General features: G+C 71.0%; 16 protein-coding genes. 13 read left to right on the forward strand and 3 right to left on the reverse strand.

Translation table 11 applies throughout. The annotated features are described in order from the left end of the window. The first annotated feature begins 413 nt into the window (after positions 1-413). From AB0K51_RS18980 to AB0K51_RS19040, 13 genes are all read left to right on the forward strand, one after another. Positions 414-1,154: a hypothetical protein gene (locus tag AB0K51_RS18980; protein WP_363456459.1), complete on the forward strand. Its 741-nt coding sequence runs from the start codon at positions 414-416 to the stop codon at positions 1,152-1,154. Between the two features lie 13 nt (positions 1,155-1,167). Beyond that, entirely contained in the window at positions 1,168-1,998 is an 831-nt protein-coding gene (locus AB0K51_RS18985) for a hypothetical protein (protein ID WP_363456462.1), read from the forward strand. Beyond that, positions 1,998-3,308: an ATPase, T2SS/T4P/T4SS family gene (locus tag AB0K51_RS18990; RefSeq protein ID WP_363456465.1), complete on the forward strand. Its 1,311-nt coding sequence runs from the start codon at positions 1,998-2,000 to the stop codon at positions 3,306-3,308. Before AB0K51_RS18985 ends, AB0K51_RS18990 begins: the two co-directional genes overlap by 1 nt. A 2-nt stretch (positions 3,309-3,310) precedes the next feature. Then, positions 3,311-4,171, forward strand: a complete 861-nt coding sequence (locus tag AB0K51_RS18995; RefSeq protein WP_363456468.1) for a type II secretion system F family protein — start codon at positions 3,311-3,313, stop codon at positions 4,169-4,171. Next, on the forward strand, positions 4,168-5,091 hold the full coding sequence (locus tag AB0K51_RS19000; RefSeq protein WP_363456470.1) for a type II secretion system F family protein: 924 nt from the start codon (positions 4,168-4,170) through the stop codon (positions 5,089-5,091). The genes AB0K51_RS18995 and AB0K51_RS19000 overlap by 4 nt, the downstream gene beginning before the upstream one ends. A gap of 47 nt (positions 5,092-5,138) precedes the next feature. Next, positions 5,139-5,393, forward strand: coding sequence for a hypothetical protein (locus AB0K51_RS19005; protein WP_363456473.1), 255 nt, complete (start codon positions 5,139-5,141; stop codon positions 5,391-5,393). 124 nt (positions 5,394-5,517) lie between these two features. Next, a complete protein-coding gene (locus AB0K51_RS19010; RefSeq protein WP_363456476.1) occupies positions 5,518-5,883 on the forward strand; it encodes a TadE family protein in 366 nt (121 codons plus the stop codon). Beyond that, positions 5,873-6,352, forward strand: coding sequence for a TadE family protein (locus AB0K51_RS19015; protein WP_363456479.1), 480 nt, complete (start codon positions 5,873-5,875; stop codon positions 6,350-6,352). The genes AB0K51_RS19010 and AB0K51_RS19015 overlap by 11 nt, the downstream gene beginning before the upstream one ends. Beyond that, complete coding sequence (locus tag AB0K51_RS19020) at positions 6,349-6,807, forward strand: pilus assembly protein TadG-related protein (protein ID WP_363456482.1); 459 nt, start codon at positions 6,349-6,351, stop codon at positions 6,805-6,807. The genes AB0K51_RS19015 and AB0K51_RS19020 overlap by 4 nt, the downstream gene beginning before the upstream one ends. Before the next feature lie 38 nt (positions 6,808-6,845). Then, a complete protein-coding gene (locus AB0K51_RS19025; RefSeq protein ID WP_363456484.1) occupies positions 6,846-7,532 on the forward strand; it encodes a hypothetical protein in 687 nt (228 codons plus the stop codon). Next, complete coding sequence (locus AB0K51_RS19030) at positions 7,514-8,506, forward strand: hypothetical protein (RefSeq protein WP_363456487.1); 993 nt, start codon at positions 7,514-7,516, stop codon at positions 8,504-8,506. The genes AB0K51_RS19025 and AB0K51_RS19030 overlap by 19 nt, the downstream gene beginning before the upstream one ends. 39 nt (positions 8,507-8,545) lie before the next feature. Beyond that, on the forward strand, positions 8,546-11,941 hold the full coding sequence (locus tag AB0K51_RS19035; protein ID WP_363456490.1) for a hypothetical protein: 3,396 nt from the start codon (positions 8,546-8,548) through the stop codon (positions 11,939-11,941). A gap of 76 nt (positions 11,942-12,017) precedes the next feature. Further along, the gene (locus AB0K51_RS19040; protein ID WP_363456493.1) at positions 12,018-12,815 is read left to right on the forward strand and encodes a prepilin peptidase; all 798 of its coding nucleotides are present in this window, start codon (positions 12,018-12,020) and stop codon (positions 12,813-12,815) included. Positions 12,816-12,937: 122 nt separating this feature from the next. On the opposite strand, the gene AB0K51_RS19045 is transcribed toward AB0K51_RS19040, so the two are convergent. The 3 genes from AB0K51_RS19045 to AB0K51_RS19055 form a co-directional block, all read right to left on the reverse strand. Beyond that, positions 12,938-14,440 (reverse strand): DUF2637 domain-containing protein, encoded by a 1,503-nt coding sequence (locus AB0K51_RS19045; RefSeq protein ID WP_363456496.1) that lies wholly within the window; start codon positions 14,438-14,440, stop codon positions 12,938-12,940. Positions 14,441-14,757: 317 nt separating this feature from the next. Continuing rightward, positions 14,758-15,783 (reverse strand): hypothetical protein, encoded by a 1,026-nt coding sequence (locus AB0K51_RS19050; RefSeq protein ID WP_363456498.1) that lies wholly within the window; start codon positions 15,781-15,783, stop codon positions 14,758-14,760. Beyond that, positions 15,783-16,718, reverse strand: coding sequence for a ParA family protein (locus AB0K51_RS19055; protein WP_363456501.1), 936 nt, complete (start codon positions 16,716-16,718; stop codon positions 15,783-15,785). The genes AB0K51_RS19050 and AB0K51_RS19055 overlap by 1 nt, the downstream gene beginning before the upstream one ends. Positions 16,719-16,951: the final 233 nt, after the last annotated feature.

A 16,951-nucleotide genomic window follows, 5' to 3' on the forward strand; every position in this document is an offset into this window, starting at 1 on the left:
CGGAATGACCGCTATGCCCCGTCATATCCATTTCATTGCATTTGCTACGAATTTGCGTGTGAATATGCCGACGGCAGGATCGCCACGGCCGAATTGGTGTGGGCATCTGGCTGAAACTTTCGTATTGTGACTGCTCGGACGCTCTGTGACGCAACGACACCAGAGTGGTTTGGTCATACCTGCACACCGGATGACCAGAACATTTACGGTTTCGCGGGCCCAGGGCGTGGGTAACGGGGGGCGATCATGTCGCGTTAGGCATTCGTGGGCCCGAAGCGGCCGATCCAACGGCTGCTCAGGGCCCTGGCGGACGAGGTCCGCTCCGGTGGGGGGTGCCGGTAGTAAAGCCCCCGGAATTTGACTTGTTGACGTCAAATCAGAAATCACGCCAGCACGATGCGGTTGGGGCAGGAATGGCTCTGAGGGATTCCACGAAGTCGAAGCCGGAGGCGGCTAATCCTCCGGCACCGCGCACCGCGCCGGAGCAGCGGCAGCCCTCGGGGGGCGGCCGGCTTCCGGCCGTCGGACGCGAGCGCCGCCCGGGTCTGGCCGTCCTGGCCGCCCTGCTGATTCTCGCGGGCGGCCTCGGTGCGACGGTGCTCGTCCAGAAGGCCGGCGAGAAGGTGTCCGCCGTGAAGATCACCGAGCGGGTCGCCCCCGGCCAGCACATCCCGGAGACGGCGATCGAGGAGATCCAGGTGGCCGCCGACACCCCGGTCAACTTCGTGCGCTGGGACCAGCGCCAGCAGCTCGGGCAGCTCTTCACCGCCTCGGAGGTAGCCAAGGGCACCCTGCTCACCGGCGACATGCTGACCCAGAAGACCGGTGTCTCCACCGACCAGGCCGTGGTCGGACTCGCCCTGAAGGCGGGTCAGTTCCCGCCAGGGCTTCGCGACGGCGACAAGGTCCGCGTGATGTGGGTCGGGAGGGACGCCGCGAAGCTGCCGACCGGCACCGCCACCGCCACCCCCGGCACGCCCGGCCCGGGTGCCGAACTCGCCTCCGGCACCGTGCGGCAGGTGTTCAAGAACGACAGCGCCGCCAGCACCAGCCTGTCGCTGTCCGTCCTGGTGCCCACCGACAAGTCCGGGGCCATCGCCCAGGCGTCCTCCGCCGGCGAGGTCGCATTGGTGCTGCTCTCCGCCCCCCAGTAAGAGGACGACACCCATGGCCCTGATCGCCATCGCGTCCCCCAAGAACGCACCCGGCACCAGCACTACCGCGCTCGCCCTCGCCGCGGTCTGGCCGCGCCGCAGCCTGTACGCCGAGGCCGGGGAGTGGGGAGGCGACCTCGTCTACCGCCGCCCGATCGCGGAGTCCGGAGAAACCCTGGACCCCGGCACCGGCATGAGCTCGCTCGGCCTGGCCGCCCGTCGCGGCCTCAGCCCCTCCACCGTCTGGGAGCACACCCAGCGACTCCAGGGAGGGCAGGAAGTCCTGCTCGGCCTGGCCACCGCCGAACAGGCAACGGCCTGGACGGGCCTGTGGCCGCAGCTCGGCCGCACCCTCGCCGCCCTGTCGGACATCGACGTCGTCGCCGACCTCGGCCGCATCGGGCCCAACTCCCCCACGCTGGAGCTGCTCCCCGCGGCATCCGTCGTCCTGCTGATCGCCCGCACCGAGGCGGAGGACCTGGCCGCCGTCCGCGACCGCGCCGCCGCCGTCACCGCACGGCTGAGCCCCAACGGCACCGTCGGGCCGCCGGTCGGCGTCGTGCTCGTCGCCCCTCGCAAGGAGCAGGTCCCCGCCGCGGGGGGGCTGCGCCAACTGCTGGCCAACGCGCGGATCCCCGCCGACGTCCTCGGTCTGATCGACGAAGACCCATCCGGCGCCGCCCAGGTGGCCGGCCGCAAGGGCGGCAACGTCGCACGTTCCCACTTGCTGCGCTCCACCCGGGTCCTCGCCGCCACCCTCGGCGACCGGTACGGCCTCGGCCGCCAGTCCACCGCCTCGCCCGACGCCGCGCCCGCCACCACCGTCCGACAGGAGATCCGCTGATGGAGCAGCAGTTGGACCACCAACTGGTACGGGAGCTGCACACCCGCTTCGGCAAGCGGCTCAGTGAGCAGCGCCGGAGCGGTGTGATCGCCGCGACGATGCCGCTGGAAGACGAGCGCCAGTACGCGCACTCCGTGATCGCCGACGTGATGAGGGAGTACCTCGAGGAGGCGATGGCCCAGGGCAGGGAGCTGCCGTCCCGGGAGGAGGAGGAGCGCCTGGTGCGCGCGGTGCACGCCGCCCAGTACAGCGCCGGTCCTCTGCAGCCCCTGCTGGACAACCCGGATGTGGAGAACATCAACATCCAGGGCGGGCGGGTCTTCGTCAAGTACACCGGGGGCAAGAAGGACGAGGTCCCGCCGCTGGTGGGCAGCAGCGCCGAGCTGGTGCAGCTGGTGGAGCAGCTCGCGGTCTACGCGGGCGTCAACTCGCGTTCCTGGAGCCAGACCGATCCGCTGCTGGACATCCGCATGCCCGGCGGCGAGCGGCTGGCCGCTATTCATCCCACGATGACCGGCGACCGGCAGCCCGCGCTCAGCATCCGCCGCTCGAGCCTCGGCAAGGTCTTCCTCCACGAGCTCCAGGCGAACGGCACTGTGCCCGAGGACGCTGCCCAGTTCTTGCGCGCGGCGGTCAAGGCCCGCAAGAACATCGTCGTCGCGGGCGCCACCGACGCGGGCAAGACCACGCTCTTGCGGGCCCTGGCGAACGAGATCCCGCGGGAGGAGCGGATCATCACGATCGAGCGCTCGCTCGAACTCGGTCTGGACGAGTACGAGGACCTCCACCCCGACATCCTCGTGCTGGAGGAGCGGCTGGCCAACACCGAGGGCGAAGGCGCCATCTCCCAGGGCAAGCTGCTGGAGCGCTCGCTGCGCCACGACGCCGACCGTGTGATCGTCGGCGAGGTGCTGGGCGGCGAGGCCATCCAGATGCTGAAGGCGATGAGCCAGGGCACCGACGGCTCGCTGTCGACGATCCACGCCAACAGCTCTGCCGAGGTCTTCAACCGCATCGCCACCTACGCGCTGGAAGCCGCGGAGCGCCTGCCGATCGAGGCGACCCACATGCTGATGGCGTCGGCGCTGCACTTCGTGGTCTTCATCGCCAAGGTCCGCGACCCCTACACCGGGGAGAAGCGCCGCCGGATCGCCTCCATCCGGGAGGTGAACGGGTTCGACGGCGGCCGGGTGTCCTCCAGCGAGGTCTTCAAGCTGGGCCCGGACGGACAGCTGACGGCCGCAGCCCCGATCAGCTGCCTGGACGACCTGGCCGAGTTCGACTACGTCCCCGGGCCGGTGTGGGTGTGAACGTGACCGCCTTCTCCCCGCTGCAGCTGGCCGCCCTGGGCTGCGGCCTGCTCGCCGGCGGCGGCCTCGCCCTGCTCATCGCCTCCATCGTCGGCATGCCCCGCCGTCCGGCCTCGGGCCCCAGCCGCCTGGAGCGGCTGTCGGCCTTCGCGCGCCGCCGCGGCGCGGCAGCCGGGGCGGCGGCCGTCGCCACCCTCGTCATCACCCAGTGGCCGGTGGCCGCCGTGGGGGCCGCGCTCATCGTGGCGTTCAGCGGGAAGCTGTTCGGCGGTGCCCGCGCGGAGCGCCAAGGCGTGGAGCAGATGGAAGCCCTGGCCGGGTGGATCGAGTCCCTGCGCGACACCATGGCCGGCTCAGTCGGCCTGGAGCAGGCCATCCAGTCGAGCACCGAGGCAGCCGCGGCCAGCCTCAAGCCCCACCTGAACATGCTCGTTGACCTGCTGCGCGCCAGGCGGCCCATGGCGGAGTCACTGGACGCCTTCGCCGAGAGCCTCGGCGACGGCAGCGCCGACATGGTCATCATCGCGCTCAAGGACAACGCCCGGCAGCGCGGCCCCGGCTTCCGCGACGTCCTGACCGCGCTGGCGGAGACCGCCCGCGACGAGGCGGACATGCGCCGCAAGGTCATGGCCGAACGGGCCGGGACCCGGCGCAGCATCCAGATCGTGACCGGCATCATCATCGTCTTCCCGCTCGGGATGGCCCTGTTCAACCCCGGGTTCGTGGCTCCGTACCGGACCCTGCAGGGCCAGGCGGTGCTCGCGGTGGTGGCGGTGTTCTTCGGCGGGGCGATGCTCTGGCTTCGCAAGCTCTCGGTGCTCCCGCCGCCAGCCCGGCTGCTCGTCCGAGGGGAGAACCGATGATCCTGACCATGCTCACCGGCGCGGCGTGCGGGCTGGGCCTGTACCTGCTGGTGCGGGCGCTGCTGCCCGGCCGTCCCCGCGCGGCGACGGTGGTGGCACGGATCGACGCCCTGCGCAGCACAGCGCCCGCCCCGGTCGCGGGCCCGCTCTCCCCGCGGGCGTCGGTGGTATCCGTGCACGGCCGGCTCACGAAGCTGGCCGGACCCCGGATGAGCGCCTTCTTCGCCTCCCAGGGCTGGACCCCCGCGAGCCAGCGGGCCAACCTGGCGCTGCTCGAGCGCAGCACGGACGCCTTCATGGCACAGAAGCTGCTGTTCTCGGCGGCCGGGCTGGTCGTCGGCCCGCTGCTTGCGGCGGCGCTGTGGCTGCTCGGCGTGACCGACAGCGCGTTGTCGCCGCTGTGGCTGACCCTGCTGGCCGTCCTGGGCTGCTTCTTCCTGCCGGACGCAGAGATCGCGACCGAGGCGGCGAAGGCGCGGCTGGAGTTCCAGCGGATCATCAGCGTCTACCTGACGCTGGTGCACCTGAACCTGGCCGGTGGCGCCGGTCTGCCGGAGGCCTTGAAGTCATCGTCCGAGGTGTCCGATGCCCCGCCGATGCTGCGGATCCGCCGGGCCCTGGACGAGGCGCGGCTGCAGCGCGTGGCGTACTGGGCGGCCCCGGGGCGGCTCGGCGAGGAGGTCAACCTGCCGGACCTGGTCGACCTGACGTCCACCTTGAGGCTGGTGGCCGCCGACGGGGCGCGGGTGCGGGACTCGCTGAAGGCGCGTGCCGACACCCTGCGCAAGCGGGAGCTGGCCCGGCTGCACAGCAAGGCCGGGGCGGCCGGTCAGTCGATGACGGTCGCCCAGATGCTGCTCTGCTTCGGCTTTTTGATCTTCCTTGGCTACCCGGCGTACTCACGCCTGGTCTCTCTCTGACCATCCGCCACATCTAGACCCAGCTTCACCGAACGAGGGGAACCGCAATGTCGAACACCACCGTCGCAACCGTCGCCGCCGAGAAGCCGTCGACCTGGCTCGGCCGCCGCCTGGCCGCCGCCCAGGGCCGCGGCGCCGAGCGGGGCGCCAGCTCCCTGGAGTTCCTGGGCTACATGGTCCTGGGCCTCCTGCTGGTCGTCGCGGTGTCCGTGGGTGTCCTGGCCGCCGTCAACACCAAGACGACCCAGACCACCACCTGCATCACCACCTCCGACACCACCCAGGCCGGCGGCTGCAAGTAGCACCGGCGCGACACCGGACTGGACCAGGACGAAGACGAGAAGGGGGACACCAGTGCCACGGCCAACGGCCCGGCTCAGCACCCGTCTGCGGGAGCGCCTGCGGGACGACCGGGGGGCTTCCACGATGGAGTTCCTCGGCCTGACACCGCTGCTGGTCATCCTCATCTTCGCCCTGGTCCAGTACGGCATGTACTTCTTCGCGCTCCAGGTCACCGACGCCGCAGCCCAGGCTGGCGCCCGCAAGGCCCGGGCCACGGCCGACGGCGACCCGGCCGGGTGGCAGGGACAGGCCCGGGCCACCACCGAGCAGCGCATCCGTGACCTCGGGCCCGCGATGGTCGACGGCCCGGACGTGCACGTGGTCGACGAGGGCAACCAGGTGGGCGTCGTCGTCAACGCCGACGTCGTCTCCGTGGTGCCGTTCCTGCACCTGAAGATCACGAGCCGATCCGTCGGCCCGGTGGAGAGGTTCATCCCCGATGGCGGCTGACCAAGAGCCTGCTCCCCCACTCTGCGAGCCTGCGGCCTCCCCGGCCACCGCGGCGAGGCGCGGCCTGCTGCGGTGGCGCGGCGATGCCGGGATCTCCGCTCTCGAGCTGGTGATCATCGCTCCCGTTCTGATGCTGCTGATCCTCTTCCTGATCACCTTCGGGCAGATCACCCACGCCCGCTCCACCCTGGACGGCACCGCCAGGGACGCGGCCCGCGCCGGAGCGCTGCAGCGGGACTACCAGTCGGCCGTGAGCGCCGCGACCCACAGCGCCGAAGCCGACGCCGGCCGTACCTGTGTGGACGGCCGGATCAAGGTCAACGCCGGCGGCAACTTCGAACCGGGAGGGCTGTTCACCATCACCGTGAGCTGCGAGGTCAGGGGCCTGGCGATGCTGGGCTCCACAGTCCGCGACATCAGTGCCACGGCCGCCGCGCCGCTGGACGTCTACCGCAGGGTGGCGCAGTGACCGGCCGCACCCGCCTCGCCGAGCGCCTGCGCCGACTGCGCGAACACAGCGATCGGGGCTCCGGCGCGCTCGCCCTGCTGATGGCCGCCGTCCTGTTCGTGGTCATCGCCGGGTTCATCGTGGACACCGGCCGGGCCATCCACCAGCGGGAACTGGCGGCCGACGCCGCCGAGCAGGCCGCCCGCTACGCCGCCAACCACATCTCCACCGACGCCCTGCGCAACCAGGGAACCGTCACCGTGGACGCCACCACCTGCACCTCCAACGTTCGGGCCTACGTCCGCGCCACCGGCTTCAGCGGCGCCGACGCGGACAGCTCCGGGTGCACCCAGGTCAGCGGCAACACCGTCAGCGTCAGGGTCCGGCTCACCTACACGCCGTTGCTGCTCGCCATGGGCAACGGCGACGTCACCGTGTGGGGCAACGCCACCGCCCAAGCCGTACAGGAACAATGACCCCTAGTCACAAGGACCACAGGGGACGGGAGATCACCATGACCACCACCAACCGCACGCACCGCCAGCCGCTGCGCACCATCTCGGGCGCAGCGGCAGCCGCGCTGTCCGTCGCCGTCCTGGCCGGCTGTACCTCTGGCGGGTCGAAGTCCGCCGGTGACATCTCCGGCGTGCAGAGCGCCGCCCCGACCACCTCGTCGCCGAGCCCGAGCCCGACGCTCACGCAGGCCGCCGGTGCTCCGGAGATCAAGCTGCCCGCCGACCTCACAGTCGACACTCAGTTCAAGCCCAGCGGTGACGCCACCAAGGACAAGGTCGCCGCCGACCTCGCCTACGCCCTCAAGGCGTTCAACGAGGCCCAGGCGGTCGGCGACATCAACACCCCCGGGATGGTCTACGCCTTCACCGGCACGGCCGGTGGCTACATGAAGCAGGCCATCGACCAGCTCACCTCTCGCGGGCAGACCGTGACCGGCAACGACCGGTACTACGCGCTGACCGTGGAGGTGAAGGAGACGGGCAAGGCCGTGGTGGCGTACTGCGAGGACCAGTCCAAGAGCTACGCGAAGGAGAAGGCCAGCGGGAAGGTCCTGACCACCACGCCGTCCGTCAACGACTTCACCGACTGGACGATGGGGATGGAGCTGGCGGCCGACAAGGGCGTGTGGCGGGTGGCCTCCCCGGTCGCCGAGAAGGGATCGACGCGGTGCCAGAGCGCAGCCTGATCAAGTCCGTCGGAGCCGTCGCCGTCGCGCTCGTCGTGACGGCGGCTGCCGCAGGAACCGCGCATGCCGACCGCGGCACCGGCTGGGGCAGCACCCCGTCGGTCGGCGCGATCGAGTCGCACGTCGAGGTCGAGATCAGCGCCTCCGGCCAGGAGGGCAAGCACCTCACCTCGGTCGGGGCGAACTACGACCCCCCGGCCTGCTGGTACGAGCCGCAGTACACCCCGGATGAGTTCGACGCCGCCTTCCAGCAGCTGCTGGCCGGCCTGTCCGGCGCGATGGGCGCCGAGGCGAAGAAGCAGTACGACCAGTTGAAGGCGGATCAGGACTTCCACCGCGGCCAGGACGGCCGCTGGTGGGGGATGGTCAAGACCAAGAAGGTGTGGGAACTGCCGAACACCACGGCATGTGACCAGCCGCCGGGCATCGTGTGGGTGCCCACCGGCAACCCGCCAGCGGGGATGCTCGCCGTCACTCCGCTGATGCTGTCGAGGATCGCATACGGGGCGACGAAGCTGCCCCCGCCGCAGGTCGAGCTGTCCCCGAAGCCCGACATGCAGACCGTCAACCTGCCGACGTACATCAAGTTCGATTCACCGATCCAGCCGGTGACGGTCACCGCCTCCCTGAACTACTCCGGGGTCCGCGTCGCAGCGTCCACCCTGGCGGTCCCGGTCAGCCTGCGGATCGACGCCGGCACCAACGACGCCAGCCCCGCCTCCTGCACGTACGAGTTCCAGAAGGTCGGCGGCGGTTACCAGGTCGACTCCGCCGGGGCGGCGTGCAACGTCACCTACCAGCGCTCCAGCAGGGGTTCGACCTACCCGCTCACCGCTCAGGTGACCTGGCGGGTGACGTGGACTCCGTCCACCAACCCGTACGGGGCGCCGGCGAACCCGTTGCCGAACGGGGTGACGGGCGGTGCTCCCCAGAACGTGACCGTGCGGGAGATCCAGACGATCGTCACCGGGTAGAGCCCGGCGACGGCAGCAGTACCGAACTAGGAAGGCCAGATGGCGAAGACAAGGATCGACGCGCCGACGGGTGTCCGCTCGCGCACGGTGGGGGACGTGGCCCGGGCGCTGCTCGCGGGTGTGCTGCTCGCCGCCATCCTGGCCGGCATCCCCTACGCCCTGGTCGTCGGGGTCGGGTGGCCGCTGCCCACGAAGGTGCCGGACTTGGAGGTGCTCACCTCGTCGGTGAGCACCAGCACGATGATCTGCACCCTGGCGGTCATCGTGTGGCTGCTCTGGCTCCAGTTCGCGGTCTGCGTGGTGGTGGAGGTCCGCTCGGCCCTGTCGGGGGTCGACCTCCACGTCCGGCTCCCGGCGGCCGGCGGCAGCCAGGCCCTGGCCCGGAAGTTGGTCACCACCATGCTGCTCGTCAGCGCCGGCGCGCTCACCGTCGGGCAGGCCTCCGCCGCGACCGTGCCCGCGCAGCAGGGCGTCCACCAGAACGCGGTGGTCGCCGCGGCGGTCCCGGCTTCGGCCCCCGCCGCCCAGCAGGCCGCGCCAAGCGCCGCCCCGGGCCAGTCCGGACCGGTGTACACGGTGCAGGCCTCAGGCGGCAGCCACCACGAGACGCTGTGGGACATCGCCGAGAAGCACCTGGGCAGCGGCAGCCGGTACAGCGAGATCTTCGAGCTCAACAAGGGCCGTCTGCAGCCCGACGGCGGCCGGATGACGGAAGCGGGGATCGTCCGGGCCGGTTGGGAGCTGCTGATGCCCGCCGACGCCACCGGCCTGCCCGGCTCCGCCCCGGCTGCGGCCGGTTCCGGAACCGGCGCGAGCGGGCAGCACACGGTGACCGTCGCGGAGGGCGACACCCTCTCCGCGATCGCGGAGAGGGAACTCGGCGATGCCGACGACTACCCCCAGCTGCTGGAGGCCACCAAGGACACGGTCCAGCCCGGCGGACGCACCCTGACCAACCCCGACAAGCTCTTCCCGGGCGACGTCATCGTGATTCCCGGGCCCGCCGCGACCGCACCCGCACCGGTGGCCCCGGCTCCGGCCGAGGCGACCCCCGCTCCGACACCGGCCGCACCGGCGCCGACCGAGACGGCCCCATCCCCCGCCCCGGCGCAGCCCTCCCCCGCCCCCAGCAGCGCCGCCCCGACAGTCACCGAAGCTCCGGCGACCAAAGCCCCGGCCAGTCAGCCCGCCGCACCGCCGCAGAGCGCCCCGGCCGCCGCGGCCACCACCCAGGCCCCTGCCGCCACCCCCGCGGAGCACGGCGAGAGCCAGGCACCGATCTCCGTCCAGCAGGGCATCGGCGGAATCGCCGCACTGCTTGGCGCGGGAGCCCTTGGCGTCCTCGCACTGCGACGCCGCGCGCAGCAACGCGAACGGCGTCCGGGTGAGCAGATCGCGATGCCCGAGGAGACCAGCCAGGCCGAGGTCGTGCTGGACCGCACTTCCTCCCCCGTCCTGGTCGACCTGCTCGACCGCTCGCTGCGCACCCTGGCCCACCAGCACCCGCAGGAGCTGCCGCAGATCATCGGCGCGAGGGTGCAGCAGGACCGCGTGGAGATCCTCGTCGAGGACGCCGATGCCGAGGCGCTGGCCCCGTTCGGTGACCGGCCCGGCGGCTGGTGGGGCGTGCGCGGCGACCGCGCCGTACTGCTGGACGCCGACCAGGCCCGTACCGTCCCGGCTCCCTACCCGTGCCTCGCCACGATCGGCACCGCCGAGGACGGCGCGCTACTGCTCTCCAACCTGACCCACAGCCGGGTGCTGCTCCTGGACGGCGACGAGCGGAACGTCCGCGAGGTCGCCCGCGGCATCGCGATGGAGGCCGGCACCGCGCTGTGGGCCGACCACATCGAGATCATGACCGTGGGCTTCGGGCAGGAGCTGCAGCAGCTCCTGCCCCAGTGCCGGATCATGTCGGTGCCTCAGCTGGCCACCGCCACCGCCGACCTGGCCCGCGTACTCATCGAGGTGCACCAGGCCGAACACGAGGACGGGGACGACCCGCAGCCCTGGATGGTGGTCTGCCCCACCGCCCCGGCCGCCGACGAGCTGTACGCCTTCGCCGACGTGCTGGGCAAGGTACCCGCTGGTGTGCAGGTCGCGGTCGTGATGGCCGCCGCCGGTGGCGCCCGCGAGCTGTTCCCGGACGCCGAGGTCCTGGACACCGACCTGGTGGCCGAGACGCAGATGCTGGAGTCCCTCGACGCCGAGGTCGTACTCCAGCGCGTCACCGACGACGCCTACCGGCAGCTGACTGGCGCCATGGCCACCACCACCGAGCCCGCCGTCCCGGCCGAAGGCGCCTGGGCCCAGGTGCCCGACCCCGACCGCAAGGTGTTCGGACCCTCCGCCTTGTCCCTGCAGAAGAACCGCGGCAGCGCGAAGGGCCACCTGTCCCTCCTCGCCGCCCCCAGCGAAGCCGGGCAGACGGACGGCTTGGCCGGGGCCGACGACGAGGAAGAGGAGAAGACGCTGCCTGTCGAGTCCACCGAAGCCCCGGCGCGTGCTGACGCCGAGAACCACGAGGAGAACGCGGAGGAGCAGGAGCAGCCGCCCGCCGAGAACATCACCGAGCCCCCCGCACTCCAGGCCCAGGAGGCTCCGCAGGAGCTGCGCCCCACGAAGCCGCAGCCGCGGGTCAGCGTGGTCCGCGAAGGCGAGGTCCCCACCGCGGCCGACGGTGCGGCACCCCAGGTGCAGGTCCTCGGGCCGCTGCGCATCACCGGGATCGGCGATGCCCCAATCCCGCCGACCCTGGTCCTGCTCGCAGCCCTGCTGATCTTCAAGTCGGACCGCGACTACGGGTCGATCGCCAACCACATGGACCCGGTGTCGCCGTGGACGACATCGACGATGGACACCTACATGTCGCGCCTCCGCCGCCGGCTCGGAGTCGACTCCGCCGGAGAGCCGTACCTGCGGCCCAAGCCGAAGGGGGTCGACCAGTACGCCCTGTCGGAGGAGGTGTCCTGCGACTACGCCAACTTCCTGCACTTGGCGCAGCGCGGCCTGCCGCACGGCCCGGCCGGGGTCCTCGACCTGGAGGCCGCGCTCTCCTTGGTCCGCGGCCGGCCGTTCGGCGGCGCCGGGGCCCACACCTGGGCAGCACCGCTCGTGCAGACGATGATCGGCAAGATCGTCGACGTCGCGCACACCGTCGCCACGCTCCGCATCCAGGACGAGGTCCTGGACATCGACGCCGCCCGCAACGCCGTCGCGGTCGGCCTGGACGTCGAGCCGACCGCCGAAGTCCTCTACCGGGACTGGATGCGCGTCGAGCACCGGGCGGGCAACCCAGCCGGGGTGCGGGAGGTCGTCGCCCAGGTCCGCCAGATGACCACCGACTGGGGCTTCGACGGCATGCTCCAGGATGAGACCGAACAGCTGATCCAGCGGCTCACTGCCAGCCGCGGCGCGAGCGCCCAGCTGCGCTGAACCCCGTGAAGGCCCGGCCGGACCCCACCGGCCGGGCCTTCACGTTCCCGCACCAGAGCGAACGAAGGCCCTTCCGATGCCCCACTCCCCCGCCCTCCTGGCCGTCGCCGCCCTACTGGGTCTTGCGGTCGGCGCCCTCGTGGTGAGGCCGCTCGTCTTCGCCTTCTGCGTCGAGGACGCCTGGCGCCGTTCCTGCCCGCACTGCGGGAGCCCGGTGCTCGGCGCCGGCTGGGGCGCCTTCGCCGACCTGGTGATGCGCCGCTGCCGCACCTGCTCCCCCGCCACCGCAGCGCCGGAGGTAGCGGTCGCGGTGGCACCGGGCCCGGGCGGGAGCAGCGAGCCTGTGCGGATCGGCCCCGCCGCGCTGCTCCCGGAGGTGCTCACCGCCGCCGCAGTCTGGGGCATCGTCGCGGCCGGAGCGGGCGGCTGGCTGCTCGCCGCGCAGCTGTGGGTGGCCGTACTCGGCAGCGCGATGCTGCTGATCGACCTGCAGGTGCAGCGGCTGCCGAACCTCCTCACCGGCGCGACCGGCGCGGGCGTCGCGCTGCTCCTCGCCGGGCAGGCGCTGACTGGCTCCGGGTGGCAGGTACTGCTGCGTCCCGCCGTCGCCGTCGTGCTGGTCGGCGGGTTGCTGTTCCTGGCCGCGTTGTTCGGCCTGCTGGGGCTGGGCGATGTGAAGCTCGCGCCCGGCCTGGTGGCCCTGCTGGCGGCGCAGGGCTGGGCGACGCTGTACTGGGGCGTTTTGGCACAGTTCGTGTTCGGCTTCCTGCAGGCCCTGGTGCAGGCGGCCCGTGCCGGTGGCCGCCGGGCGGAGGTCGCCTTCGGGCCGGGGCTCATCGTCGGCACGCTCGTGGTCTCGGCGCTGGCGGGCTGACACTCCGCCCAGTCAGACCGACCGGACCTGGGCGGACGGCGTTCGACGGCGGGACTGCCGTTGCCGGTCAGCAAGGAGGCCCGGCACCTCGGGTGCCGGGCCTTCGCCGTGTCGCTGTCGGATCAGCGCCCGGCGCCTTCCAGTTCCAGCTGCGGCTGGTCCGCGAGCGGAAACATCTTCTTCAGGTCGCCGTAGTACCGCTCGACGCTGCGCTTGCTGACAGGGCGGTCCGCTCCCCGGGCCCGTACGCGCTCCTTCTCCGGCAGGTTGTAGAGGTAGTCGGCCAGCTCTTCCTCCGACGGGTATCGCTCGTACTGCTCCACCCAGGCACTGAAGGCTGTGACCCAGACCTCCGGGATCACGACCTTCGGCGTGTCGTCGCCCTGCGCGGGCGAGGTGCCCCCGCCCGGCACGACGCCGTTCAGCAGGTCGGCCGAGCCGCGGGCGGTCCGCTGGGGCGCAGCTACTGCTCGCACCGGCTCCGGGGTGCGCTGCCCCGCAAACGCCATGCGGGTGTCCAGCTCGTCCGAAGCCGCGTACGCAAAGGCGGATGCCGGCCGCTCACTGGCGCCCGCACGGCCACCGGCCTCACCGCCGGATCCCGCAAAAGTCCCCGCAAGGCTGCTGACCTGCGAATACGCATAGGCATCTTGCGGTTCGGCCACCGGCTCCGGCTCGCTCGCGTCCGCACCCGCAAGGGCCGCAAGGCGGGCTTCCGCATACGCAAGATGATCGTTTGCGGGTCGAGCCGGGGGCTCCGGGTCGGCAGGCGCTTCCGCAAGGGCGGGCGTCTCAGTGGCCGTCGGCATCAGCTCGGCCGCGCCGCCGGGCGGTATCTCTCCCTCCGCTCCGGTCAGCTCCCGGCGCTGCGCAGCGTTCGCGGATCGCGTTCGCGGGACGGGTGTCACCGTGAGCTCCGGCTGGTCGGTGTCGAGGGCCGGGCGGCGAGAGAAGATCAGGTCCAACGGCGTGCTGTCGACTCCGGCCGCCTTGAGTCCGATCGCGTAGGTCAGCTCGATCGGCACTCCCGTCGCGGCAAGCTCGAGAGGCAGGGTGGCAGCTGCGGGGAGGCGCCCGTCCGGGCCGACCGGGGCGTCCCTCAGCAGGACCTTGTAGGCGAGGATCGCCTGCTTGCGCAGCAGTGCGTCCTCCACCCGGGTCACCTCCCAGAGGTACATGTCCCGCCAGATCGTCCAGGTCTGCCGCGGTGCCAGGAACCAGCGCAGTGTGCGCAGCTTCTCCATGGCGCGGTTCGAGTCGAGCTTCGCAATCCGGGCGACCGCGTGTCTGCCGGCTTCGCTGATGACGATGAAGGTGACCGGGATGACCGCGTGCATCCCGACACCGATCGGGTCGGGCCAGGAAGCGGAGGCGTTGAAAGCAATCGTCGCGGCGGTGAAGAGCCACGCGGTCGGCCGCAGGGGGGCGAACGGGATACGCAGCCAGGCCAGGACTAGGTCCAGGGTGAGCAGGATGATGATGCCGACGTCCACGCCGATGGGGAAGACCTTGGAGAAGTCGCCCATCCCCTTCTGAAAGGCGACGTCGCGGACGGCGAGGTAGCTGCCGCCGAGGCCGATCAGGGCGATGAGGATGGCGCCGATCGCCACGATGACGATCAGCATCCAGTGAATTCTGGTCAGGACCGGTCGCGCCACGGCTCCCCCTTGCTCTTGTTACTCAAGAGGTCACTGTGTCACGGGCCTCGGACCCTGTGCGAGGGACATAACCGCTGGCCAGCCGGACAGCCGCTCGCGCGGGCCATTCGAGTACTTAATGCCACCGCTCTGGTACAGAACGTGGTGGATATTCGGCTGAAGCCGTTATGCGGGAACCATCGAAACCCGAGTGATCACCTGCCGGGAAAGGCGGGCGCCCTTGTCGAGTTCCTCCCGGCACGCCGAAGGCCCGACCGGCCGGTCGGGCCTTCGGCTCGGGCACGTCAGCTGTTGAGCTGCTTGGCGGCCTGCGCGATGAGGGAAGCTCGCCCCTCGATCTCGGCGATCAGCTGGTTGGCCTTGTCGCTTCGGCTGACCGGGTCCTGCTCCTGCACGCCGACCAGCTCGGTTTCAGCGGCCTGGAGGAGGTTGAGGACGGCTCCGAGGGTCTTCTCGATGCTGTTGTCCGCGGGGGCACTCTCCTCGGCAGCCGGAAATCGGCGGTCCGACGCTGCCCCGTCCGCAGTGGGGACTTCACCGGAGTGCCCGCTGGGCCCGGTACCGGTCGCGCCGCCGCTGGCCACCTCAGCCTCCGGGAGACCGGCGGTGGTGGCGCCGACGTCGTCTGCTGGACGCTGCGACTCCCCAATTGGGGAGCTGGCGGGTGAAGCCGTGGTGATGACCTCGATCTTCGGTTCGCTGTCCTGCCGGGTCTTCTCCTCCCGCACGAACTGGGCTACCCGCGGGGAGGGCATCGGGCCCTCGGGCAAGGCAGTCACCAGGTCCTTCAGGATCTGCGCGGTTACCTTGCCGTAGGTCTCTACGGCAGCGTCGTAGAGGGCGACGGCTGTCTCCATGCCCTTGTCCTTGGAGACGGCGACGATCTCGCGGACCTGCGACTCGCGCGGCTTGAGACCGAGTTTGGCAATCCGCTCCCCAAGCCTCCAGGCGTCGACCAGCCGGTGGGCTTGGGACTCGGAGATGTCCCACCGGTCCACGACGTAGGCGGCGAAGCTGGTGTGCTTCTCGCGGTGAAGCTCGGCTTCCTTGATTGTGTCCAGGGACTTGCCCGCGATCCAGAAGGCGTTCTGCAGGTTCTGGATTCCCGCTTCGCAGGCCTCCAGATCGGCTGCCTCCTTGGGTGTGAGCTCACCGGTGCCCAGCGGCTTGTATGGGGCCGGGATCTGGTCGATCGCGGTGCCCGGGAGCGGCTGGACGACTACCTGCCCGGCGGTGGCCTGGTGAGGCAGCACGGGGTCGAGCAGCCCTCGGGAGGTCTCCTGGTCCGGCTGCTTGTCGAACAGGCCCATCAGCCGTCCGCCTTCCGTGCTGCTTCGAAGATCTCGGTGGTCAGGTTCTTCATGTCCTTGGCGAGCTTCTCGATCGCTTCCGGGACGACGTCCTCTTCCTTCGCGCGGCCCGCGGCAACGTCGTAGCTCTTGGGGCTGCTGGGCAGCAGCTCGGCATACTCGTCGAACAGCAGCCCCTTCTTGCGGGCGAGGACGGCCGGCTTCTCGCGGTAGCCGACAACCGTGCTGAGGACGGGGGTGTCCTGTCCGAGGATCTCCCGGACCTCGTTGCGGACCATGGTGTGCAGGCTGGTGGCGCTCGGGTTCGACCCGTAGAGGAAGGCTGCGCCGACCTCCAGATGGGGGTTGACGCCCCGGCTGCGTACCGCGTGGAAGTTCGCGGCGATGCGCTTGATGCCCTTTATTGACGAATCGTCAGAACGGGTGGGGATCCAGAGGCGGCGCACCGCTGCCAGGGCCAGCTGCTCGAGGATGTCGTTCTCGGGTGCGCTGTCGAGGTAGACCGCTCCATAGCGGTGCCCGACGAGGGAGAGGCTGTAGGCGAGGGACTGCATGACGCCGATCCCTTCCTGCATCTGCCGCATCGTCAGGAGCGACTGGATCCGGCCGACGGCCTCGCCACCAGGGACCACGTCGAGGTTCGGGCGCACGTTCCGGATCGGGCGCAGCGGGGCCTTGTCGTGGATCGCCCGGTAGAGTCCCTCGCCTTCGAGGACGGACTCTCCGTCGGGGTGGTCGCCCCGGCCGTGCTTGACGATGCCGAGGTCGTCGTCCTCCTGGCCAGTCACACAGACCAGCAAGGTGGGGATGCCCTGGGCCGCCGAGTGACCAGCCAGGTGTGCCGTGACGGTCGACTTGCCGACGCCGCCCTTGCCGGTCGCGGCGATGTGGGAATTCGGGTGCGGTGGGATGTCCTGTACGTCGGTGAGCAGCACCGGAAACGGCCTCCTGACAGCTGGGACCGCACCCCTCTGCCCTGGCACGGCTGTCGCATCCTCCCATAACGGACAGCGATGGGGGGAAAGGCCCCGAAGAGCTCCCCAATTGGGGAGCTCTTGCCCGCTCCCCAATTGGGGAGCTGCTCCGGGTGGATACCCTCCGGGCCCGCTCGTACCGCCAGCGCGAGCCGGGCCCGGCAGCCCGGCCTGGGAAGGGAACATGCGCGTTC

It is taken from the genome of Kitasatospora sp. NPDC049285, from assembly GCF_040678815.1.
Classification (GTDB): domain Bacteria; phylum Actinomycetota; class Actinomycetes; order Streptomycetales; family Streptomycetaceae; genus Kitasatospora.

Bases quoted from the DNA above. Each gene is read 5' to 3' on its own strand.
- AB0K51_RS18980 (WP_363456459.1), top strand. From the start codon at position 414: ATGGCTCTGAGGGATTCCACGAAGTCGAAGCCGGAGGCGGCTAATCCT.
- AB0K51_RS18985 (WP_363456462.1), top strand. From the start codon at position 1,168: ATGGCCCTGATCGCCATCGCGTCCCCCAAGAACGCACCCGGCACCAGC.
- AB0K51_RS18990 (WP_363456465.1), top strand. From the start codon at position 1,998: ATGGAGCAGCAGTTGGACCACCAACTGGTACGGGAGCTGCACACCCGC.
- AB0K51_RS19000 (WP_363456470.1), top strand. From the start codon at position 4,168: ATGATCCTGACCATGCTCACCGGCGCGGCGTGCGGGCTGGGCCTGTAC.
- AB0K51_RS19005 (WP_363456473.1), top strand. From the start codon at position 5,139: ATGTCGAACACCACCGTCGCAACCGTCGCCGCCGAGAAGCCGTCGACC.
- AB0K51_RS19010 (WP_363456476.1), top strand. From the start codon at position 5,518: ATGGAGTTCCTCGGCCTGACACCGCTGCTGGTCATCCTCATCTTCGCC.
- AB0K51_RS19015 (WP_363456479.1), top strand. From the start codon at position 5,873: ATGGCGGCTGACCAAGAGCCTGCTCCCCCACTCTGCGAGCCTGCGGCC.
- AB0K51_RS19025 (WP_363456484.1), top strand. From the start codon at position 6,846: ATGACCACCACCAACCGCACGCACCGCCAGCCGCTGCGCACCATCTCG.
- AB0K51_RS19035 (WP_363456490.1), top strand. From the start codon at position 8,546: ATGGCGAAGACAAGGATCGACGCGCCGACGGGTGTCCGCTCGCGCACG.
- AB0K51_RS19040 (WP_363456493.1), top strand. From the start codon at position 12,018: ATGCCCCACTCCCCCGCCCTCCTGGCCGTCGCCGCCCTACTGGGTCTT.
- AB0K51_RS19045 (WP_363456496.1), bottom strand. From the start codon at position 14,440: ATGCTGATCGTCATCGTGGCGATCGGCGCCATCCTCATCGCCCTGATC.
- AB0K51_RS19050 (WP_363456498.1), bottom strand. From the start codon at position 15,783: ATGGGCCTGTTCGACAAGCAGCCGGACCAGGAGACCTCCCGAGGGCTG.